Origin of the sequence: Faecalicatena contorta, from assembly GCF_022835095.1 — a bacterium.
In the GTDB taxonomy this organism is placed as follows: Bacteria; Bacillota; Clostridia; order Lachnospirales; family Lachnospiraceae; genus Faecalicatena; species Faecalicatena contorta.
Map to the genome: position 1 here is coordinate 3,598,426 of NZ_BQNQ01000001.1, position 22,106 is coordinate 3,620,531.

The window sequence follows — 22,106 nt, forward strand, 5'->3', positions numbered from 1 at the left end:
TACTCCATGCAAATGTCGCTCCTGATTCTGGCTTTGCACAGAGTCCTGCATCATTTTTCCTATTCTTATTCTTACACACAATCATCACCACCTAAAGATAACACTATGCTGTCAGTATACCATGACTGTATTTGTTGTTCAATCCCCCTTAACTCTCTTAGCCAATCCAATCAGAACTTCAATCTATGGAGTAACCGTGTTTTCAGGGTGTATTGGCCTCTATTCTACATAGGAATGGAGGTGATATCTATGGAACATTTCGATTTTAAAGACCTTATGGCTTTTGGAATGTTTATTTTGGCGTTACTGACATTCTTTTATTTAATTTTTAATGTAATGTGACACATTGTTTTTATAATGAATAAATACCGGATAACAATTTTTCAATTCCTCATTCAGAAACACTTTCCACCGGGCCTCGCCCATGCACATGCAAAAGCCTCTCCGCATTCTCTATGCGCTCCTTCGAGGGCACTTCCACCCCCTCCAGAGGATATGTAAGCCCCAGTTCTTTCCATTTAAATACCCCCAGCGTATGGTAGGGAAGCACCTCCACCTTCTCCACATTCTCCAGTGTCCCGATAAATGCATCCAGCCTACGAAGATACTCATCATTATCACTTTTCCCCGGTACAAGCACATGCCTGATCCAGACCGGTTTCCCCATCTCCGAAAGACAGGCCGCAAGATCCAGAATATTCCGGTTCGTGCATCCGGTCAGAATCTCATGCTGCTGTTCATCCATGTGTTTGATATCCAGCAATACCAGATCCGTATACTTCATCAGTTCCTGGAATCTGCCGAAGAAAGGTTCTTCTCTGGTAAATGGATTGCCACTTGTATCCAGAGTCGTATGGATCCCGGCTGCTTTTGCCTTCTGAAACAGTTCTGTCAGAAACTCGATCTGGAGAAGCGGCTCTCCACCGCTTACGGTAATACCGCCCTTACTCGCCCAGTAGGAGCGGTATTTTAAAGCCTGCCCAAGCAGTTCGTCAGCGGTATACTGTGTCCCCGACTGCATGTTCCACGTATCCGGATTGTGGCAGAACTGGCAGCGCATGGCGCAGCCGCTCATAAAAATAATATATCTGACGCCGGGTCCGTCTACGGAACCAAAGCTTTCAAGAGAATGGATATATCCTTTCAGATTGTTCTGCTCTGTCATCGTATTCACCTCAAAATAAAACTTTCTACATGATTTATAACTGAATTAATCCGTAAACAAACCGGCCCGTAAAACGGTCTGCCGTCAAAAAGGTGCTGCCTGTTTACATATCCGCGTGGCATGTTCTGGAGATTACGTCCATCTGCTGCTCACGTGTCAGGTCGATAAACTTAACTGCATATCCGGACACGCGGATTGTGAAGTTTGCATATTCCTCTTTTTCCGGATGTTCCATCGCATCGATCAGCTTTTCTCTGCCAAACACATTGACGTTCAGGTGGTGCGCCCCCTGTTCAAAATATCCGTCCAGCACCCGGGTAAGATTCTCAATACGCTCCGCCTCGTCATTCCCCAGTGCACCAGGATTGATCGTCTGAGTATTAGAGATTCCGTCCAGCGCCTCTTCATAAGGAAGCTTTGCAACGGAGTTCAGAGATGCCAGCAGACCGTTTTTCTCCGCGCCATAGGAAGGATTTGCGCCCGGTGCAAGCGGTTCCCCCGCCTTTCTTCCGTCAGGCATGGAGCCCGTCGCTTTTCCGTAAACCACATTGGATGTGATTGTGAGGATAGAGGTTGTCGGCTCTGAGTTTCTGTATGTATGGCATTTTTTCAGCTTGCCCATGAAGGTCTTAAGCAGCCAGATTGCAATATCGTCCGCCCGGTCGTCGTCATTTCCGTATCTTGGGAAATCACCCTCTGTCTCGTAATCCACAGCCATTCCCGTCTCGTCACGGATGACTTTGACCTTGGCATATTTTATTGCACTTAAAGAATCTACTACATGTGAGAATCCTGCAATTCCTGTTGCAAATGTTCTTCTTACATCTGTATCAATCAGCGCCATCTCCGCCGCCTCATAATAATACTTATCGTGCATGTAATGGATCATATTCAGGGTGTCCACGTATAGTTTTGACAGCCAGTCCATCATCTTGTCATACTTATCCATGACATCCTCATACTCCAGATATTCTGTAGTAACCGGCTTATATGCAGGAGCTACCTGTTCTCTGGTCTTTACATCCACACCACCGTTGATTGCATACAGCAGGCATTTGGCAAGATTCGCACGGGCGCCGAAGAACTGGATTTCTTTTCCCGTCTGGGTTGCAGATACACAGCAGCATATGGAATAATCATCTCCCCATACCGGTCGCATCACATCATCGTTCTCATACTGGATGGAGCTTGTCTCGATAGAAATGTAAGATACATAGTTCTTAAACGCCTCCGGAAGGCGGGAAGAATACAACACCGTCAGATTCGGCTCCGGCGACGGTCCCATGTTCTCCAGGGTGTGCAGAAAACGATAATCATTCCTGGTCACCATAGATCTGCCGTCCTGCCCCAGCCCTGCCACTTCCAGCGTTGCCCATACCGGGTCACCGGAGAACAGTTCGTTATAGGAAGGAACCCTGGCAAACTTGACCATCCTGAACTTCATCACCATATGGTCGATCAGTTCTTGTGCCTGTGCCTCTGTCAGAATTCCCTTTTCCATATCCCTTTGGATATAGATGTCCAGGAAAGTAGAGATTCTTCCAACGCTCATCGCGGCACCGTTCTGCGTCTTGATTGCCGCAAGATAGCCGAAGTACAGCCATTGCACTGCTTCCTTCGCATCCTTTGCCGGCTTGGATATATCAAACCCATAGACAGCCGCCATCTCCTTCATGTCTTTGAGCGCCTTTAACTGATCCGCAACTTCTTCTCTCAGACGAAAATCGGTTCCCTTCATTCCGTGTCTTTCGGTTTCGTTAAAGTCCACCATTTTTTGTTCAATCAGGTGGTCAATTCCGTAAAGAGCTACACGGCGGTAATCGCCCACTATACGCCCTCTGCCATATGTATCCGGAAGTCCTGTGATGATCTTATTATGGCGCGCCTTTTTCATCTCCGGGGTATAGATATCAAAAATCCCCTGGTTATGTGTTTTGTGGTATTTGGTGAAAATCTCATGCAGCTTCTCACTCGGCTGATACCCGTAAGTCGTACATGCCTGCTCCGCCATCTTGATACCGCCAAAAGGCATAAATGCTCTCTTAAGCGGCTTATCTGTCTGGAGACCGACTACCGTCTCCAGTTCCTTCATCTCTTCATCAATGTATCCCGGCCCATAAGCCGTCAGGCCGGAAACAACCTCTGTCTCCATATCCAGGACGCCGCCCTTCGCCCGTTCTTCCCGCTGCAGCTCCTGCAGCCTGCCCCAGAGTTTATTTGTAGCTTCTGTAGGTCCTTCCAGAAAGCTCTCATCGCCCTCATAAGGAGTATAATTGTTTTGAATAAAATCCCGGACATTGATGTCATCTCTCCATAGCCTTCCCTTAAATCCTTCCCACTGATCATAATGAGTCATATTATAAAATCCTCCTTTGATATAACAGGTTATCTTTTAGTTCCCGCCCAGTATATCATTTCGTTAAATAAAAGACAAGAGGATAAGTGATAATAGTTTTCATTATTGGCCTTGTATCTAATTTTATACAATATATAGTGTTTTCTGCTACGCTTATGTGCATCAGTAGTGCATGACAACAGGAGTCCCGTTTGATATCATGCTGTATAATGTCGCTGCGCCGTCCAACGGCATATTAATACATCCGTGGGAACCAATACTCCAGTACAGGTCTCCCCCGAATGCGGGCTGCCATGTGGCATCATGGAATCCAACGCCGCCATAAGTCACCTGCATCCAGTAGTCCACCCATGTCCGGTATTCCGGCTCTCCTGTCTCCGGCACAATATTTCCCACAAGGGTAGTGCCTGGAATCATCATAAGAATATCATATACCCCTGCCGGTGTGGAGTGTTCATAAGGCTTGCCGGTTACCACGGCCGTCTCAAAGGCAACATTCCCATCAACAATATACCACATATATTGCGCACTCAGATCCACCTCAATAAATGTTTTGCCCCAGTCCTGCTGCTCATGGCTAGCCGCCCGCTGCTCGTATACCGGCTCCTTGGTTGTCTGCTCACCAGCTTTAATACTGGCGATCAGTGCATCCGCCTCAGCCGCCTCATTGATCGCCCAGCCGTAGGTACCGCCGCTTACTTCTGTCGCTTTTCCCCAGGGCGTGGTCAGCGGACGGGTCCCGTAAAGTGTTTCATATTTTGCGGCAAATTGATTCATATATTCTCTGACCTTGTCTTCATGGAAAGTAACATTCATGTTCTCATCCCAGGACAGCCATGTAGAAATCAACGCCTTGTCCACCACCTCTTTATGCGGCGCCATATCGTAAGTGATGCTTGTCCCGCAGTACTTGTTCAAGGTATCGCAGGCAGCCGCCACCTCTTTTGAATCCGCAGTATGCTTCGGCTTCAGATAACAGTCTTCTTTCTCCAGGCTGAATTTCTCTTCCAGCCCCTGCACTGCCTGTATTAGCTTTTCCTTCATTGGCTCCTGATCGATTTTTGTCCCCAGCACCTCCGGCTTTACAACAAACTTATCTCCATCAAACTCCGGCTTTGCACTCTCCGGATCACTCTTCTCTTCATTCTGGAAACATTGCAGCGCCTGAATCTTTTCCTCCAGCTGTTTGTGGTCATATTCAAAACCCAGAGACAGCTTTACCTTATGGTCTTTCCAAAGCATCGAAGGCCAAAGAAACGCCCCCTGCTCCTTCAGCGCTTTATCCAGCTCTTTACTCTTCTTATACTTCATGGATATCGATGATCCGCTGATCTCCTCACTGCCGCCTTCTTTCGGAGTAACTTTCAGCGCATATCCATCGATCTGCCCTGCAAAATACCGCTCGGCCTCATCTGCCGTCTTCATGGAAAAGTCTACGCCATTAATCATGGTATTATGAAAGAAATGACTCATGAAATAAATAGATATGCCACAGTAAATACAGATCAAAATGCCAGCTGTTATCCCCCCTGCCAGTAATACCTTCTTCTTGCCGCTCATCTTATGTACCCTCCTCTATAGTAATACAGTATTATCATTACATTAAATAGACGGATTTTCAAGGCAAAAGGCTGCAAATTTTCAGTATTTTTTCTAATTGCTTAAATATGTGAATCGTTTTAAAATAAAATATGTGTGTAATTCATTTTAAACATCGTAAAACCATTGCTCAAACCGCACATATATTACATAGTATGCAATATATTATTTTCAGAATAAACAACATTTGAAAGGTAGTAGTTAAACATGGAAATTAGAAAAGCAAGGCTGGCAGATCTGGAAATTCTGCTGAAAATGTATGAAAGTGCAAGAATGTTTATGACAAGCCACGGAAATCCCACACAATGGGGCAGCACCTATCCACCCAAAGCACTGCTGGCTCAGGATATTGAGGATGGAAACAGCTATGTCTGCGAAGAACACGGCAATATCATAGCTACATTCTATTATAAAGAGGGCCGTGACGATACTTATACCAAAATATATAACGGTCAGTGGCTGGATGAATCCCCCTATGGGGTTGTACACAGGATCACATCCGACGGCACCATCCGCGGGGCTGCATCCTTCTGCCTGAACTGGGCACTAGAGCAGTGCAGGAATCTCCGTATCGATACACACAGAGATAACGTGGTCATGCAGCATATGCTCGATAAAAATGGGTTTCAGTACTGCGGGATCATCTATCTGGAGGATGGGAGTGAGCGGATGGGGTATCAGAAACGAATGTAGGGCCACTTGGTATGGGGACGCCGCTCCGTCCCACGGCCGGTTGGTTCATCCAAACGGTAGGGAGGTCCTCGCTCTCGGATGGTAATGTAAATGGTAACAGTTCAGACTTGTCTGAATTATTACCGTAAACGGAATCTGGGTGTGAGAAAGTTTTGGTACGGGATTGACTTTATTGGGGAATCAGTGCATAATAAGATTGTTAATAAAATAACATACTGATTGATTTAGGAGGAATTACAAATGGCAAATATTTTGATTAGTCCGGGCAAGTACCTGCAGGGTGCCAATGAGATGGCAAGACTCTGTGATTATGCGAAGGTGTATGGGAAAAAGGCTTTGATTCTTATTACGGAATCTGGTTATAAGCGGATCGGCAATATTGTTGATGGGAGCTTTGCTAGTCAGGATTTTGAGATCGTATATGATTATTTTAACGGTGAATGCAGCAAGAATGAAATTCAACGTCTTACTGAGATTTTGAAGAAGGAAAACTGTGATCTTGTTATTGGGATCGGGGGCGGAAAGATACTGGATACGGCTAAAGCAGTGGCATATTATGGACATACGCCGGTTCTGGTGTGCCCGACCATCGCATCTACGGACGCACCCTGCAGCGCTCTTTCTGTGATCTACACGGATGAAGGCGTATTTGAGGAATATTTATTCCTTCCGGCTAATCCGAATATGGTCTTGATGGATACGGACATTATTTCAAAATCACCGGTACGTTTAACCGTATCCGGCATGGGGGATGCCCTTGCCACATATTTTGAGGCAAGAGCGGTACAGACAAAAGGCGCCGCTACCTGTGCAGGAGGAAAAGTGACCTCAGCAGCTATGGCCCTGGCAAAATTATGCTTTGATACATTAATGGAAGAAGGTGTAAAAGCAAAACTTGCGCTGGAAGCAGGAGCATGCACTGCAGCCGTAGAAAAAGTAATAGAAGCCAACACCCTGCTGAGCGGAATCGGCTTTGAAAGCGGCGGACTCGCAGGAGCACATGCCATCCACAACGGCCTGACAGTGCTGGAAGACTGCCACCAGATGTACCACGGCGAAAAAGTAGCATTCGGGACAATTACCCAGCTGGTACTCGAAAACATTCCCGCAGAAGAACTCCAGGAAATCATCGACTTCTGCATCGAACTGGGCCTGCCCGTAACATTAAAAGAACTGGGAATCAAAGAAGTAACCGAAGAAAAACTCATGGCCGTTGCCACCGCAGCATGCGCAGAAAATGACACCCTGCATAACATGCCGTTCGAAGTCACCCCAGAAACCGTATGCGCAGCAATCAAAGCCGCCGATGCATACGGAAGGTACTTTCTTGGAGAAGATTAAGAAAAACCCAGGATACAACTAGTTTATCTCAAAATAAGCAACTGCCTCTTAAGCTGAGATAAACTTTCGTAAGTGCAGCCCACACAATCCGCCTCTCCCGCTCGGCTCCACACCCAAGATAGCCTTTCCTTCCGCCCGGATGCGTCCAGCCTGTCCTGAGAGGTTCACCTGCCGCGGTGCAGAGAAAATGGGGATGCCCCTTTTTGAAAGCATAAAACGCGTAATTAGAACGGCTTAATGGAAACCCTGTTGGATTTTGAGACTGAAATCGGCTCACAAAGCCGATTTCAAAGAGACCTGAGCTGCACAATCATCAAGATCGTGCAGTGAATGTCTCTGGTGTCTCAAAATCCAACAGGGTTTCCATTTAGCCGTTCTTTACAAGTGATCTGCTTTCAGAAAGGGGCATCCCCATTTTCTCTGCACCGCGGCAGGTGAACCTCTCAGGACAGGCGTCTCCCTCCAGCAAGACTATCTCACAGCATCCCCTTATAGATTTTTTCCGATGTAATAGGCATTTCCCGCACTATCACTCCCACTGCATTCTGAACTGCATTTGCGATTGCCGGGGGCGGCGTATTGATAACGATCTCTCCTATGGATTTTGCACCGAACGGACCTGTCGGCTCGTAACTGCTCTCAAACTCCACCCGGATCTCTCCTACATCCATCCGGCTTGGGATCTTATACTGCATAAAAGAATTGCTGTAATTTTTCCCCTTTTCGCTGTATACGATATCCTCGTAAAGGGCCATACCGATCCCTTGGGCTATTCCGCCCTCCGCCTGGATTCTGGCCAGATTCGGATTGACTACGGTTCCACAGTCTACGACTGCAGCATAATCAACCAGCTCCAGCTCCCCTGTCTCTTTATCGATCTCTACCTCTGCCATGCCCACCATAAACGGCGGCGGTGATACCGGTGAGGTAAATGCCTCACTGGCATAAAGTGCTTCTTCATTGTTGCACATAACCCGATTGCCGATATCAGCCCTTGATATGCTCCTTCCTGTTTTCAGATCCAGAACCCGTTCCCCATCGAATTCCACCTCTTCCGCAGAACATCCAAGATATGACGCCCCTCTGATACAGATTTTCTCCCTAAGTGTCTCACAGGTCTTTACAACAGCCATGCCTGTCACATAGGTGGTGCTGGACGCATAGGAACCGCAGTCATAAGGGGATACATCGGTATCTACCCCATGCACGATGATTTCTTCTATCTCACACTCCAGGCATTCGGCTGCCATCTGGGCCAGTATGGTGTCGCATCCGGTTCCCATATCTGTAGCCCCGATCATAAGGCTGTAAAAGCCATCGTCATTCACCTTGATTCCCACTGATGCAGTGTCTACAGCTGAGATACCGGAGCCCTGCATTGCCATTGCAACTCCAACGCCGCGGACTTTTCCATTTCCCATATCGCGGCATGGATATTTGTGATCCCAGTCTATCATCTCTTTCGCCCGTTTCAGGCAGCGGTCCAGTGCACAGCTATTTGCCGTTTCACCATAATAAGCAGGCATTATCTGTCCCTCTTTTACCATATTAAGTTCACGGATTTTAACCGGATCCATGCCCAGCTCAGCCGCAAGTTCATTGACAGCAGATTCTACTGCAAAAATCCCCTGGGTAGCGCCATATCCCCGGTAAGCCCCTGCGGACATGACATTCGTATAGACCACGTCATACACAAAGCGAAAGGCTTCTGCCTTTCCATACAGAGGAATAGACTTATGTCCGGAAAGCCCCACCGTAGTCGGACCATGCTCTCCAAAGGCACCCGTATTCGAGAGAGTGTAGACATCAATCCCTTTGATAATTCCATTCTTATCCGCCCCGACACGGACATGGACTTCCATCTCATGCCTTGGTGAGGATGCGATGAAGGACTCTTCTCTCGTATAAATAAGCTTAGCCGGTTTTCCGGTTTTCCAGGTCACCAGCGCCGGATAGACCTCGGTCACCACCGTTTGTTTTGCTCCGAAACCTCCGCCGATCCTCGGCTTAATGACACGTATTTTTGACTTCGGCACGTCCAGGGCCGTGGCCAGAATTCTCCGCACATGAAATGGAATCTGGGTTGAAGAAAGAACATTGAGCCTCCCATAGGTATCCAGATACGTGCAGGTTCTGAAAGTCTCCATCATTGCCTGCTGGTTTGCCTTCGTATGATAGGTTCTGTCAATTACGTATTCACAGTCTGCCAGAACCCTCTCAATATCTCCCTGGAAGTCCTCCTCATGGGCGCACAGGTTTCTCTGATTGTCCGCCCCTACGGGGCAGAGACTCTTCCAGTTCTCCTCCGGATGTACAAGGATAGGATTGTCCTTTGCTTTTCTGAAATCCAATACAGGTTCCAGCACTTCGTATTTCACCTTGATCATTTTCATAGCCTTGCTGACTGCTTCTTTGGTTTTGCCTGCTATAATGGCAACCGCATCGCCCACGAACCGGACGCGTTGATCCAGAATCAGCCTGTCATAAGGACTTGGCTCCGGATAAGTCTGCCCCGCCATTGTAAAACGCTTATCCGGGCAGTCTTTGTAAGTTAGTATACACTCAATCCCCGGTACTGCAGCTGCTCTAGTCAGATTGATGTCCTTGATCAGTGCATGTGCATGAGGGCTTCTCAGCACCTTTACAATTAAGCAGTCCACAGGCGCCAGATCGTCTGTGTAGACGCCTTTTCCGGTCACGAGTGCCTGCGAATCAACTTTTGGTACGGACTGGTTTACAACTCTCATGAGCGCACCTCCTCTTTTTTCCACTGTAAATACTTCTTTATCGCACGCAGCTGTCCCATATAACCGGTGCATCGGCACAGATTTCCTGACAGGTATTCTTTGATTTCATCCGTACCCGGATCTTCCAGTTCACGTACCATAGCAAGCACGTTCATGATAAACCCAGGAGAACAGAATCCGCACTGTTCGGCGCCTTCATTTGCCAAAAATGTTCCAAACTCCTCGGCTTCTTCTTTTACCCCTTCCAGTGTTGTCACTTCCTGCCCTTCAATGCTTGCCGCCAGAATGGAGCACGACAGGCGGGATTTTCCGTCGATCCACACCGTACAGAGACCGCAGTTTGTTGTCTCGCAGCCACATTTGACACTGTGGCATCCAAGTTCTCTCAGCACATCCAGAAGAATGGTATCGCCTGCTGCTTCCACACAGGCCTGTTTTCCGTTTAATATGAATTTTACTTCCATCTATCTGCCCTCCTGTGTTCGGTCTGCCAGAATGGAACGCATGGCCCTCAGGATCAGCACTTCTGCCAGATGATGCCGGTATTCGGCGCTCCCGCGCATATTGGTTCCGTAAACAAAGCCCGCAGCCGCCTCTTTCGCGCACTCGGCCAGTTTCTCTTCTGTAATATCATCCGGGATTTCCCACTCTTTCTCCAGCACTGCCGCCTTCATAGGCCTGGCCCCCACTGAAAAGTACCAGGTTTCCTTCCCATGCACCGGTCCGGTAACTACCGCACAGGAGAGCACGGGAAAATCTGTTTTCGTCCTGCGGACGGAGGAATAACGGAGCTTCCGGTCGCTCTTCCTTATGATAATAGAGACAAGGATATCCTTATCCCGCTTTTTATTTACAAATTCGGACAGGCGGATCGTTCCCCCGTCATACAGCTCTACGAATGTATCCAGAGCCAGCAGGCAGGTCAGCACATCTGAAAAGCCGAATCTCCCATAAATGCTTCCACCCACGGTTGCCTGATTCCGGAACTGTACTCCTACTATGTGGCGTACGGACTCAGCAACCGCATCTCCGTACATTTCCCTTAACCCCTCGTGAAGCTCCAGCTGCCGCAGGGTACACATGGCTCCAATACGGAATACATGGTCTGTCTCCTCAATCTGATCCAGCCCCAGGCCCGATATATCTATAATTGTCTGTACCTTTGCATTTCCCAGACGCATCCACATCATGCCGCCCATGATGCGCGCATTTCTGGCCTGGTTCAGCTCATAGGCCTCTTCCAGTGTTTTTGCTTTTACATAATGATTAATCGTAAGCAAAACCGTTCTCCTTTCAATCCCCATTCTCTGCTCTGCGCGAAAAAAAGGTGCAAATGCTTACTGTCATTTACACCTCGTACTTAAATATATTATCATATTACGCCGATTTTGTCAAAATATCTGTGTTAGATTCAACGGGCTTTAGGATCGTTGACGTATGGAGACGCTTAATAACCAGAAGGCTGGGGTTGGCATGGGGCTGTATGTGCAGGTGCGGGAATGCACCCGTACTGCAAAATTCTTCTAAGACAGCCTGTCCCGGCTCCGGTTAAGCGTCCCTCCTTTCTACAGCTCCCCCCCATTACTCTCAATAACCCTTTTATACCACTGGAATGATTTTTTCTTTTTTCTTTCCAGTGTTCCGTTCCCCTTATTATCCTTATCCACATAGATAAATCCATACCGTTTTTTCATTTCCCCGGTTGTGAAGGATACACAGTCTATACATCCCCATGGTGTGTAACCGATTAATTCCACGCCATCGAGGAGCACGGCTTTCTTCATTTCATTGATATGTTCTCTCAGATAGGATATTCTATAATCATCATCTATCGTACCATCCGGTTTTACCTCATCTACAGCACCAAAACCATTTTCTACTATGAATAATGGCTTCTGATATCTCTCGTAAAGCAGATTCAGAGCATACCGCAGGCCTACGGGATCAATCTGCCAGCCCCAGTCACTCTTTTTTACGAAGGGGTTGCTGACGCTTCCCGGAAAGCCGTCCAGCCCGTTTCCTTCTCTGACCACATCTGCTTTAACCGCATTGGTCATATAGTAGCTAAAGCCTACATAGTCAACCGTGCCTTCCTTTAGTATGGCTGCATCTTCCGGATCCATTTTAATCGTAAAACCTTTTCTCTCCCATTCTCTGTAGATATAGGAGGGATATTCCCCGCGCACATGGACGTCTCCGAACAGATAACGGTCATGCATGGCCTCCACAGAGTACATCATATCGTCCGGGTGACAGGAATATGGGTAAATCGGTACACAGGCTACCATACATCCGATCTGGAAATCGGGGTTGATTTCATGCCCTTTCTTAACTGCAAGTGCACTGGCCACCAGTTCGTGGTGCACAACCTGGTACATGCATTCTTCGGGATTCTCCTCCTTTGTGAATATCACGCCGGAGCATGTGTAACCGAAGAGAGGATACTTATAATTCTTCTGGTTATTGATCTCATTAAAAGTCATCCAGTATTTCACCTTATCTTTATATCTCTCCATAACAGTAACTGCATACTTCACAAAAAAATCAATGAGTTTTCGATTTTTCCATCCCCCGTATTTTTTTACGAGATGGTAAGGCATTTCAAAATGTGATAATGTCACGACTGGCTCTATTTTGTATTTCAGCAATTCATTAAATAGGTCGTCATAGAATTGCAGTCCTGCCTCATTCGGAGTTTCTTCATCACCCAAAGGGAAAATCCTGGTCCAGGCTATGGATGTGCGGAAGCACTTGAATCCCATTTCGGCAAACAGTTTGATGTCTTCTTTATAGCGATGATAAAAATCCACTGCCTCATGGTTGGGATAGTAGCAGTCACGCTGGATATCGTCTGTGATTCTTCGGTCCACACCGTGCGCTCCTCCGGTCAAAACATCTACAATGCTGACTCCTTTACCGCCTTCGTTCCATCCGCCCTCTACCTGGTGGGCAGCTACCGCGCCGCCCCAGAGAAAATCATCCGGTAATCTATCCATTTGCATGCTCCTTTCCTTCCACGTACATAACCGTTTCCATTGCCTCTACATTCTGATTTGTCCGAACATCCAGCTTCGCCACCTGTTCCATGTCTGTTAAGATATAGATTACAGTTGGATCGTAACCCTCTTTTTGAATCAGCTCCGGATCGAATTCGATCAGAAGATCCCCCTTTTTCACTCTGTCCCCCTGCTCCACATGGGCATAAAAACCTTTGCCCTCCAGCTGAACAGTATCGATTCCGATGTGGATCAGGATTTCTCTGCCCTCCTCTGTAACAAGCCCCACCGCATGACCGGTCGGGAACACGGCTTCGGCGGTTCCGTCAAGAGGGGCATATATTTTTCCTTCCGAAGGTATGATACCAAGACCGTCCCCCATTGCACCGGAAGCAAATGCTTCATCATTTACCTGTGAAAGCGGGATTGTTTTTCCCTTTACGGGACTTCCCATCTCAACCCCGAAGCCCTGGATTCTGCTTTCTGTTGTTTTGGGAGCGCCGTCTTTATCTTTCTGTTCCCTATTTGGGGAAACAGACGATTTTGTATCATTTGTTTCAATTGCATTATCATTTTCCGGAACATCCTCATCGAAGCCAACGATGTAAGTCAGTACAATGGCCAGAACAAATGATACAACAATGGAAATAAGAAGGCCTGTAAACTGTGACATGTGACCCGCTTTGAAATAGGCTGGAAGTGTTGCGATACCAGGCATGTTGTATCCCCATGATACGGCATTGAAAGCCCCGGCGATACCGCCGCCGACTGCACCCGCCACGCATCCGCAGATCATTGGTTTCTTAAGCCGAAGGTTAACGCCGTAAATAGCAGGCTCTGTGATACCGAAAAGACCAGTAACTGCTGCTGAAAGTGATACCCCTTTCATGTCTTTGTTTTTTGTCTTCAAGAATACACCCAGTGCGGCTCCTGCCTGGGAGAATACGGCTGAGGCCTGAAGCCCGGTAAAGGTATCATATCCCAGGTTTGCATAGTTTCCGACGGTAACCGGCGTGATGCCCCAGTGTACACCAAAGATAACCAGCACTTCCCACAGGCCGCCCACGATTACCCCCGCCACAATCGGGCTCAAACCATAGAGGTAATTGTAAGCCCCTCCAATCGCGCCGCCGATCGTATTTCCGATAGGCCCGAATGCAAGCAGTGTCAGAGGTACCATAATCACGATCGTTAACATCGGAGAAAACAGATTTCTCACTACGATCGGCAGGTATCTGTCAAAAAACTTCTGTACATAGGAGGCAATCCAAATAGAAAGAATGATCGGGATAACAGAGGATGTGTAGCTTAAAAGCTGCACCTTAATACCCAGGAAGTAAACATCCTGTCCCGCATTTACCATATTCATGTAGTCCGGGCTTACAAGTGCACAGGCTATTACAACCGCCACGAACGTGTTTACCCCGAATTTTTTGGATGCGGTAACTGCAATCAGAACCGGCAGGAAGGTAAATGCCGTCCATGAAATAAAATTCAGTATCTGGTAGGTTCCCCCCGTTGTGTCAATGGCATTTAGCGCCACAAGTATTCCCAGAATTCCCTGCAGGATACCGCAAGCTGCAAGGGTGTATAAAAACGGTGCGAAGATACTGGATATGATGTCGATAATCCTGCTGAAAACTCCGCCCTTTTTACCCGTATCTTTTGCCTGTTTCTCATCGATAGATACCAGTTTCAGTACCTCTTCGTATGCATCTTTTACGTGGTTACCGATGACCACCTGAAACTGGCCGCCCGCCCGCACCGTGGTTATGACCCCCGGAATCTTAGATACTTTTGCTGCATCCACAATTGTTTCATCTTTTAATATAAAACGGAGTCTTGTCGCACAGTGTGCTACATTTGTTATATTTCCGTCACCGCCAAGTTCCTGTACCAGTTCCCTGGCTGTTTTCCCATAATCAATAGCCATTTCAGCTACCCCTTTCTTCTCAATTTCGCACCGGCTGCTCTGTAGTTCTTATTATACATAACTGCTTTCAAATTCATAGTATTTCACGTTCTTTAGAAATTTATATGCCTGGAAGAAATTTGTTTCAGAGAAAAAACAAGGTGTTTCCTGCCAACGCCTATTAAAGATGCCAGAGCGCCTTGCTCACTCAATATAATATAAAAAGGCAGCTATGAAAGCCGCCTTCCTATTGTTTCTATCAAATACAGCACCGGAACCTGTGTAGTGATATTATATTCTTCTTTAATCTTGCGCTCGGACACATAATATGCCAGGGGACAATCCGCCATTTTAGCCAGTGTGCACCCCGAGCCATTTGTGATACTCACAAGCCTGCAGTGATGTTCCTTGAATCTGCCTGCCAGCTTCACAATCTCCTGGGTCTCCCCCGATTCGGACAATGCAATCACCACGGTGTCCTTTAAGTCCTCCCGTACAGGATAATAGGGATCTTCGATATACTGGCTGTACTTTCCCAGATTTGAAAAATACCGGGCACCGTATTTTCCCAATATACCTGATGTCCCGATCCCGATAAAAACCAGCTGCCCTGCATCCTGAATCACCTGAACCGCCTTGGAAATACGTTCCTCATATTCCGTAGATGTAACCGTATGGAAAAAATTAATCACTTCATCTATATTATCATCATAAGTCAGCTTTCTTTTGTTCTCTTTTTCTTCTTTAAGGAACATTTTAAACTGCACACGGAATTCCGAATAACCATCACATCCAGCTTTCTTACAAAACCGTATCACCGTGGATGTCGAAACATGCACAGCCTGTGACAGTTCCCGGATCGTCATATATTGTACCTCTTCCTTGTGCTCCATGATGTAGCTGTAAACAAGCATTTCCAAATCATTCAACGATTGCAGAACTTCGTAACTAAACATGCTTCACCTCACTGATGTATCATGAATTTATTATATCAATGCAGTACCTGTGCGTCAATAACTTCAGCGCGGCTCAAAGGGGTCAGACCCCTGTGCAGAGGGGTCTGACCCCTTTGAACTACTCGTCACAATTTAGTGTCTTTTGTACGTATTTTCTTTCCATATCATGTCTTGTCTTCCGTGTTTCAACACTGTCAAATATGATAGAAAAATCGTAATCTTCCGGATATAACTGGTCTGCAGGAACGTGCAGCCGTATTCTCTTATGGTTGATCCATATTTTTTTATCCGGCATCTGTACACGGAGTACCCCCTTTTCATTCGCAGTCTGGCAGACGATTCCTATTTTTTTATCCGGCATGACCATCACGCTGTCACCCAGCTGGTATTTTACTGCATTCTCCTGCATGACTACTTTTTTCTTTTTCTGTATCTTTGAATGAGAATTTCTTTTTAGTTCCTGGTTGTCCGTCTCTGTCTGAAAGTCCAGCTCTGCCTCCTCTCCGTAGGCAGCTTGTGCTGCGGTTCGGAGCATATTGCCCGGCATCCCCAGTTTACCTGCAATATAGAAGGCGCAGCTCTCTCCTGCTTTTCCGATGACTAACTGATATAACGGACGCAGGCTTTCTTTGTCAAAGGTCATTCTTGCATTCACGATTCCCTCTTCCCGTTTGGCATACTCTTTCACTTCCGGATAATGTGTGGTGACCAGAAACAGTGCCCCGCTCTTTTTCAGTTCCTCCAGAATGGCGATGGCGATTCCCATCCCCTCTGCCGGATCTGTGCCGGAACCCAGTTCGTCCATGATAACCAGGCTTTCGCGGCTGACTGTTTTTAGTATGCCCAATACATTTGTAATATGTGCGGAAAATGTGGACAGGTTTTCAGACAAATTCTGTCCATCCCCGATATCACATAATACCGCATTATTCATGCATATTTCTGCATGATCACATGCCACATGCATTCCGCACTGTGCCATCATGCAATTGAGCGCTACAGTCTTGATTGCCACTGTCTTTCCTCCGGTATTGGGGCCGGTAATGACCACACCGTTAATACCGTTCCCTATTTCAAAGTTCAAAGGCACATTGATTTTTCTGTCCATCAGCGGATGCCTTCCGTTCTTCAGCTTGATATAGCGTTCCGTATTGATTTCCGGCTGCGTCCCTCCGTATTCCAGGCTCAGCTTTGCTTTGGCGAAAATAAAATCCAGCTTTTCAACTGTCCTGTTGTTTTTCTTTATAATCTCTTCCTTATCGGACAGCAGCCCCGACAATGTGTACAGAATCCTGATCACCTCATTTTCCTCATCAATTCTGAGTTCCTGCAGTTCATCGTAGAGCGCGGCAACTGCAGCTGGTTCCACAAATAAGGTGCTTCCTGTAGCGGATTTGTCAATCACTGCGCCGGCAATCTTAAATCGGTATTCTTTCTTGACCGGTATACACAGATGTCCATTTTTTACTGTGCTGAAACTATCAGACATATAGGATTTGTTTGCCCGCAGTGCTGCATCTGCCTTCTGGTGCATTTTATCGTCTGTCCGGTCAATTGCCTCCCTGAGCGACTTTAAGGTCTTAGAGGCATAGTCGTCTACTTCTCCATTTCGTATCTTTTGATTCAATTCTTCACAGACCTCATCCAATGAGTCCAGATTTTCTTCATAATAGGCCAGGCTCAGTTCATACTGCTTTCCTCTCTCAAGATAGGACTTCAGCCTTCTTACAGATGTAAGAGTCCTGGAAATACATTCCAGCTGTTCGGCAGTAAGGCATCCTCCTTTGCCCGCAAACTCGATCCATTCCCTAATTCCCTGAAGCGCCGTCATCGGCGGCATCCCGCATTTTTCAATCATATACCTGGCTTCTGTAGTCTCCTTTTGCCTGGCTCTGACATCAATTTCGGACAGATATGGTTTCAGATCCCTTGCCTGCCCTTTTGCCCCCTCCGTGCATGCCAAATCTGCCAGCTGTTCTTTTATTTTATCAAATTCTAGTATTTTTTCTGTGTCTAACATATTGACCTCCTGAAAAATAACCGACCGGTTATTTTGTCCTAAATTTTAACCTTATTCACCCGTTTACATCGGATTCGCCCGGAGGACCGCATAATACGGTACCCTGCGGGTATACTCATTTCAACAAAAAAACGCCACGAAAAGTATCTGCCCATATACAGGCATACTACTTCCGTGGCTTGTAAAATATACTATAACAGAAAAAACAGCATGACCATACAGCCATGCTCTTCAAATCTCATCTATCACAGATATCTATCCGAAGCGTATGTTCGCATTTTGTAAGGCAGATAAAAGGATACAGCTGTCCCCTAAAAACGACAATGCTGCTTCCCCACAACTATTTAATTAGCTGTATTCTCCATTACTACCACACGTAACATACATTTACCTCTCCCGAAAAATTTTCTTTATTATATCCCGGACCTGTGCAGATTGTCAATAAGAATTTTTTACTTATACAATCTTTATTAATGGCAGCCGTAAAGTTTTGTATTTTATTTTATCTCCTGGCATTTCATTTTGTTCATCTTTCTAAAGAGAACCCACACCGAATTGGAAAAGGCATTCTGCCTTCCAAAGCGATGTGGTTTTTATAAGTATTACCCAATATATCTGCCTAAAAACAGCTTAATAATCTCTTCGTTTTTTTCCTAACCGCACATTCTCCATTTCATTGACTAATTCCTCTGACATGTGGTCGAATAAATAATTTCTTGCATTTTCCGGTTTGTTCAGGTACTCACTTCGGATCTCATTCTGCATAAGCTCTATTTCCTCTTTCAATCCGTCAGCAGACATCCGCTGCGCTCCCTGCCCGAGGATAATCACCTGCTCCAGGGCATCGGATGTAGCAACCGTAACATCATACCCCCGTCCGATGCGGCGTACCGTCTTTTCTATATACTGGTCCGCAGTCTCCGCCTCCTTGGTATAAACGACGTAAATGTTGTGGTATTTCAGAACCTCCCCCGGATTTCCCTCCACCTTGTAGGCGTCAAATACCAGAATCAGCGTACACTGCTTATATCCCTGGTAATTGCACAGAATATCCATCAGCTTGTCCCTTGCACTCTCTATATTTACCTCAGCCAGAGCGCTTAAATCTTCCCATGCAAATATAATATTGTAGCCGTCAACAAGCAGATAGGTCTCTCTGCTTTTCTTATTTTTCTGCCGCTCCTCCCATTTTCCGTCGGTTAGCTTCTTTTCCGGTGCCTTAACGGTAACCGGCGCACTCTGTGTCCTTCTTTTCACCGGATCCGGAGTCCTCCTGTAGATCGCATCCAGTTCCGCCTGTGTCAGCTCTATCCTGGAAGAAGAGCCGGAAGCCGGCGGTATATATACAAATAAATCCTGTTCGGGAGCGTCTGTCTTCAGAGTGCTTTCCATATGCATATACTCCTCCACCTGATCCCATTTCACAACAAATCCAGCACCATGGGCACAGAAAACCGATCCTGTCGGATTCTCCATATCGGCCTCAGAATCATAACCAGCTGCGGCTATAACCGCCTCCTGATCATGGCACGGCTCATATCCCCTCAGGCTGCAGAACATCCGGCCCTGCCCGCCCGTGTAGGAAATAAATTCCCGCTGATATCCCCGCATCGTCGCTACCGGAACGATTCCGGTAAGCACCGCGGTCCCCCCGTCCATCCCGGGGTGATCGAAGCGGCCGTACATCTTTTGTATATCAGACATCGCGCGTCCAATATGGTCCGAAGGCATTTCCAAGCGGAATTCATAATACGGTTCCAGCAAAATGCTTTTCGCTTTTTTGAGACCCTGGCGCACCGCACGGTACGTGGCCTGTCTGAAATCTCCGCCTTCCGTATGCTTCAGATGTGCCCGCCCTGCTGTAAGCGTAAGCTTCATATCCGTGACAGCCGCGCCGGTCAAAACTCCCTTATGCTCTTTTTCCTCCAAATGAGTTAAGATCAGCCGCTGCCAGTTTCTGTCCAGAACATCCTCACTGCAGGCAGACGTAAACTGAAGGCCTGATCCCCGTTCTCCCGGCTCCAAAAGCAGGTGTACTTCCGCATAATGCCGAAGCGGTTCAAAATGCCCGACCCCCTCCACCGGCTCTTCAATCGTTTCTTTATAAACAATATTCCCTTCGCCAAATTCTACACGGACCTTAAAGCGCTCCCATATCAAACTTTTCAGCACCTCTGTCTGCACCTCTCCCATCAGCTGGGCATGGATCTCTCCAATCTGCTCCTCCCACACGATATGAAGCTGAGGCTCCTCTTCCTCCAACTGCTTAAGATTCAGCAGCATCTGATGCACATCGCAGTCCACAGGAAGCTGAATCTGGTAGGTTAGAACCGGTTCTAGTATAAACATGTCCAGCTCCTTCTCCGCGCCGATTCCCTGCCCCGGATACGTACTGACGGGACCTGTCACAGCACATACACGGCCCGCTGCAGCCGACTGGACAGCCTCATACTTTGCACCCGAATAAATACGGATCTGATTTATCTTCTCTTTTGTGCCAGGCAGTATATTCTTCACATGCAGAGTCCCTCCTGTCACCTTCAGATAGGTCAGCCGGTTTCCTTGTTCATCCCTCGCTATCTTGTAAACCTTTGCCCCGAATTCACGGGGATAATCCGGGCTGGCCATGTACGTCCTGAGCCCCTCCAGCAATTCTTCCACGCCTTCCAGTCTGAGTGCGGATCCAAAGTAACAAGGGAATACCTTTCTTTCACGGACCGCGCGTACCACTGAATCCAGCCCAATCTTCCCGGTCTCCAGGTATTCCTCCAGCATGCCTTCCTCACACACTGCCAGATTCTCCAGACAGCTGTCCTCCGCATTTTCCAGGTTAGATAATTCATAAAAGCCCACACACCCGTCACTCAGGCGTTTCTTTAGTTCTTTTAAAATTAACTCCTGATCCGTTCCCTCCTGATCCATCTTGTTTATAAATAAAAATACCGGAATTTGATACTGTTTCAGAAGACGCCAGAGGGTAACTGTATGCCCCTGTACGCCGTCCGCCCCGCTGATCACAAGCACGGCATAATCCATCACTTGCAGAGCACGCTCCATTTCCGCCGAGAAATCCACATGGCCCGGTGTATCCAAAAGCGTGATCTCCATATCTTTCCACACAAATTCCGCCTGTTTTGAGAAGATGGTAATCCCTCTCGAACGCTCCAGGTCAAATGTGTCTAAAAAAGCGTCCTGATGATCCACCCGCCCCAGCTTTCGGATACTGCCTGCCGTATAGAGCATGCTTTCCGACAGCGTTGTTTTTCCTGCATCGACATGAGCAAGGATGCCTAGGCAGATATGTTTATGGGGGTTATTCGCTGATGTATTGCTCATCAAAAATACCTCTTTCTGTTCTATAATAATCAAACATTATCATAACACAGGAAGAGGTATAAGTCGATGCTCGTTTCTATCTGCTTCTTTATGCAGTTATACCCTTTGTATGCTGGTATCTTCTGGCATAAGTATTCTTCCCCCGTATCAACTGCATCTGATGCAACTCGCAGATCCTCTGCTTTTTTCATCCGCTTTACTGACAATTGGATCTTCCACATGTTCCCTCACGTCAAGCTCTATAACCAGCACCGGATACCGGTCTTTCCCGTGCTTTATCCTGAATGGTGAAGCGGTTCTGCAAAACCCAGATATTATCTTACGTTCGTCATTTATGATAATCCCGCGCTCCAGCAATTCCTTCCTGTTCTGCAGAACCGTTGGCATACCCAGGCCAAGCGTAGACGCAATCTCCAGCTTTGATGCGCTGCTTCGGTGGAGGTCAAAATGAAAATAGATGAATCAATATCTTTTTTGGAAGGTACTACAAAAACTTTCATTATAAAAAAGATACAGTACCTAATCAGCCGAATACCTGATTTGGAATATATTATACTGTTTGGCAGCTATGCACGTACAGAACAGACCATAAAAAGCGAGATTGATTTAATGGCAATTACATCAAGCATTCCCGACCGCTTACTCCGAGGTGATTTATGCAGTGAATTTGATGAAGAGAATATAGATTTAGTTTTTTATGATATTGAAACATTTCGAAACTCAAGATGCCTTTTAGTATCTCAGGTCAAAAAGAAGAGAATCGTATTATGGAAAAATCCCCCCCTTTTGGAGAAGAAACATATCAAAATGCAGCAAAAAAGAGACAAATCCAAGAGCTGGACTCTTTTGATCTGTAATTATAGATACAAAACATCACAGCCAAGGCATACATATCCCTGGCTGTGTTCCTGCTTTTGAGGTGCTCTTCCTGAATCTGCATAAGCGGTGATCTCCTTCTTTCTCAGCGTCTCTTCTGTGAAACAAT

At 46.8% G+C, this 22,106-nt stretch carries 15 protein-coding genes; 3 read left to right on the plus strand and 12 right to left on the minus strand.

What is annotated here, in order from left to right; genetic code table 11:
* Positions 1-391 precede the first annotated feature (391 nt).
* From pflA to MWG26_RS16230, 3 genes are all read right to left on the minus strand, one after another.
* On the minus strand, positions 392-1,165 hold the full coding sequence (pflA, locus tag MWG26_RS16220; RefSeq protein WP_025656659.1) for a pyruvate formate-lyase-activating protein: 774 nt from the start codon (positions 1,163-1,165) through the stop codon (positions 392-394).
* Between the two features lie 103 nt (positions 1,166-1,268).
* Entirely contained in the window at positions 1,269-3,521 is a 2,253-nt protein-coding gene (gene pflB, locus MWG26_RS16225) for a formate C-acetyltransferase (protein WP_025656658.1), read from the minus strand.
* 162 nt (positions 3,522-3,683) lie between these two features.
* Positions 3,684-5,081 (minus strand): L,D-transpeptidase family protein, encoded by a 1,398-nt coding sequence (locus MWG26_RS16230; protein WP_117440676.1) that lies wholly within the window; start codon positions 5,079-5,081, stop codon positions 3,684-3,686.
* Positions 5,082-5,327: 246 nt separating this feature from the next.
* On the opposite strand from MWG26_RS16230, the gene MWG26_RS16235 reads away from it, so the two are divergent.
* Together MWG26_RS16235 and MWG26_RS16240 are read left to right on the plus strand one after the other, a co-directional pair.
* Positions 5,328-5,813: a GNAT family N-acetyltransferase gene (locus tag MWG26_RS16235; RefSeq protein ID WP_025656656.1), complete on the plus strand. Its 486-nt coding sequence runs from the start codon at positions 5,328-5,330 to the stop codon at positions 5,811-5,813.
* A 240-nt stretch (positions 5,814-6,053) separates the two neighbouring features.
* The gene (locus tag MWG26_RS16240; RefSeq protein WP_025656655.1) at positions 6,054-7,154 is read left to right on the plus strand and encodes a glycerol dehydrogenase; all 1,101 of its coding nucleotides are present in this window, start codon (positions 6,054-6,056) and stop codon (positions 7,152-7,154) included.
* A gap of 476 nt (positions 7,155-7,630) precedes the next feature.
* Here MWG26_RS16240 and MWG26_RS16245 read toward each other — a convergent pair whose 3' ends face one another.
* The 9 genes from MWG26_RS16245 to MWG26_RS16285 form a co-directional block, all read right to left on the minus strand.
* A complete protein-coding gene (locus MWG26_RS16245) occupies positions 7,631-9,901 on the minus strand; it encodes a xanthine dehydrogenase family protein molybdopterin-binding subunit (protein ID WP_025656654.1) in 2,271 nt (756 codons plus the stop codon).
* On the minus strand, positions 9,898-10,365 hold the full coding sequence (locus tag MWG26_RS16250; protein ID WP_025656653.1) for a (2Fe-2S)-binding protein: 468 nt from the start codon (positions 10,363-10,365) through the stop codon (positions 9,898-9,900). The genes MWG26_RS16245 and MWG26_RS16250 overlap by 4 nt, the downstream gene beginning before the upstream one ends.
* Entirely contained in the window at positions 10,366-11,205 is an 840-nt protein-coding gene (locus MWG26_RS16255) for an FAD binding domain-containing protein (protein ID WP_330641664.1), read from the minus strand.
* 261 nt (positions 11,206-11,466) lie between these two features.
* Positions 11,467-12,897 (minus strand): 6-phospho-beta-glucosidase, encoded by a 1,431-nt coding sequence (locus tag MWG26_RS16260; RefSeq protein WP_044927139.1) that lies wholly within the window; start codon positions 12,895-12,897, stop codon positions 11,467-11,469.
* Entirely contained in the window at positions 12,890-14,830 is a 1,941-nt protein-coding gene (locus MWG26_RS16265; RefSeq protein WP_025656650.1) for a beta-glucoside-specific PTS transporter subunit IIABC, read from the minus strand. Before MWG26_RS16265 ends, MWG26_RS16260 begins: the two co-directional genes overlap by 8 nt.
* A 209-nt stretch (positions 14,831-15,039) precedes the next feature.
* Entirely contained in the window at positions 15,040-15,765 is a 726-nt protein-coding gene (locus tag MWG26_RS16270) for a MurR/RpiR family transcriptional regulator (RefSeq protein ID WP_025656649.1), read from the minus strand.
* Positions 15,766-15,883: 118 nt separating this feature from the next.
* Positions 15,884-17,785, minus strand: coding sequence for an endonuclease MutS2 (locus MWG26_RS16275; RefSeq protein ID WP_025656648.1), 1,902 nt, complete (start codon positions 17,783-17,785; stop codon positions 15,884-15,886).
* Positions 17,786-18,415: 630 nt separating this feature from the next.
* The gene (locus MWG26_RS16280; RefSeq protein ID WP_025656647.1) at positions 18,416-21,121 is read right to left on the minus strand and encodes a translation factor GTPase family protein; all 2,706 of its coding nucleotides are present in this window, start codon (positions 21,119-21,121) and stop codon (positions 18,416-18,418) included.
* A 29-nt stretch (positions 21,122-21,150) separates the two neighbouring features.
* Positions 21,151-21,312, minus strand: a complete 162-nt coding sequence (locus MWG26_RS16285; protein ID WP_244062756.1) for a hypothetical protein — start codon at positions 21,310-21,312, stop codon at positions 21,151-21,153.
* Positions 21,313-21,568: 256 nt separating this feature from the next.
* Here MWG26_RS16285 and MWG26_RS16290 point away from each other — a divergent pair, with 256 nt between their 5' ends.
* Positions 21,569-22,039, plus strand: coding sequence for a nucleotidyltransferase domain-containing protein (locus tag MWG26_RS16290; RefSeq protein ID WP_025656645.1), 471 nt, complete (start codon positions 21,569-21,571; stop codon positions 22,037-22,039).
* The last annotated feature ends 67 nt before the right edge of the window (positions 22,040-22,106 follow it).

What these genes read in the sequence shown, in the direction of transcription:
- MWG26_RS16280 (WP_025656647.1), bottom strand. Translation starts at nt 21,121, where the DNA reads ATGAGCAATACATCAGCGAATAACCCCCATAAACATATCTGCCTAGGC.
- MWG26_RS16290 (WP_025656645.1), top strand. Translation starts at nt 21,569, where the DNA reads ATGAAAATAGATGAATCAATATCTTTTTTGGAAGGTACTACAAAAACT.
- pflB (WP_025656658.1), bottom strand. Translation starts at nt 3,521, where the DNA reads ATGACTCATTATGATCAGTGGGAAGGATTTAAGGGAAGGCTATGGAGA.
- MWG26_RS16250 (WP_025656653.1), bottom strand. Translation starts at nt 10,365, where the DNA reads ATGGAAGTAAAATTCATATTAAACGGAAAACAGGCCTGTGTGGAAGCA.
- MWG26_RS16265 (WP_025656650.1), bottom strand. Translation starts at nt 14,830, where the DNA reads ATGGCTATTGATTATGGGAAAACAGCCAGGGAACTGGTACAGGAACTT.
- MWG26_RS16235 (WP_025656656.1), top strand. Translation starts at nt 5,328, where the DNA reads ATGGAAATTAGAAAAGCAAGGCTGGCAGATCTGGAAATTCTGCTGAAA.
- MWG26_RS16230 (WP_117440676.1), bottom strand. Translation starts at nt 5,081, where the DNA reads ATGAGCGGCAAGAAGAAGGTATTACTGGCAGGGGGGATAACAGCTGGC.
- MWG26_RS16285 (WP_244062756.1), bottom strand. Translation starts at nt 21,312, where the DNA reads ATGAAAAAAGCAGAGGATCTGCGAGTTGCATCAGATGCAGTTGATACG.
- MWG26_RS16270 (WP_025656649.1), bottom strand. Translation starts at nt 15,765, where the DNA reads ATGTTTAGTTACGAAGTTCTGCAATCGTTGAATGATTTGGAAATGCTT.
- pflA (WP_025656659.1), bottom strand. Translation starts at nt 1,165, where the DNA reads ATGACAGAGCAGAACAATCTGAAAGGATATATCCATTCTCTTGAAAGC.
- MWG26_RS16275 (WP_025656648.1), bottom strand. Translation starts at nt 17,785, where the DNA reads ATGTTAGACACAGAAAAAATACTAGAATTTGATAAAATAAAAGAACAG.
- MWG26_RS16245 (WP_025656654.1), bottom strand. Translation starts at nt 9,901, where the DNA reads ATGAGAGTTGTAAACCAGTCCGTACCAAAAGTTGATTCGCAGGCACTC.
- MWG26_RS16240 (WP_025656655.1), top strand. Translation starts at nt 6,054, where the DNA reads ATGGCAAATATTTTGATTAGTCCGGGCAAGTACCTGCAGGGTGCCAAT.
- MWG26_RS16255 (WP_330641664.1), bottom strand. Translation starts at nt 11,205, where the DNA reads ATGGGGATTGAAAGGAGAACGGTTTTGCTTACGATTAATCATTATGTA.
- MWG26_RS16260 (WP_044927139.1), bottom strand. Translation starts at nt 12,897, where the DNA reads ATGGATAGATTACCGGATGATTTTCTCTGGGGCGGCGCGGTAGCTGCC.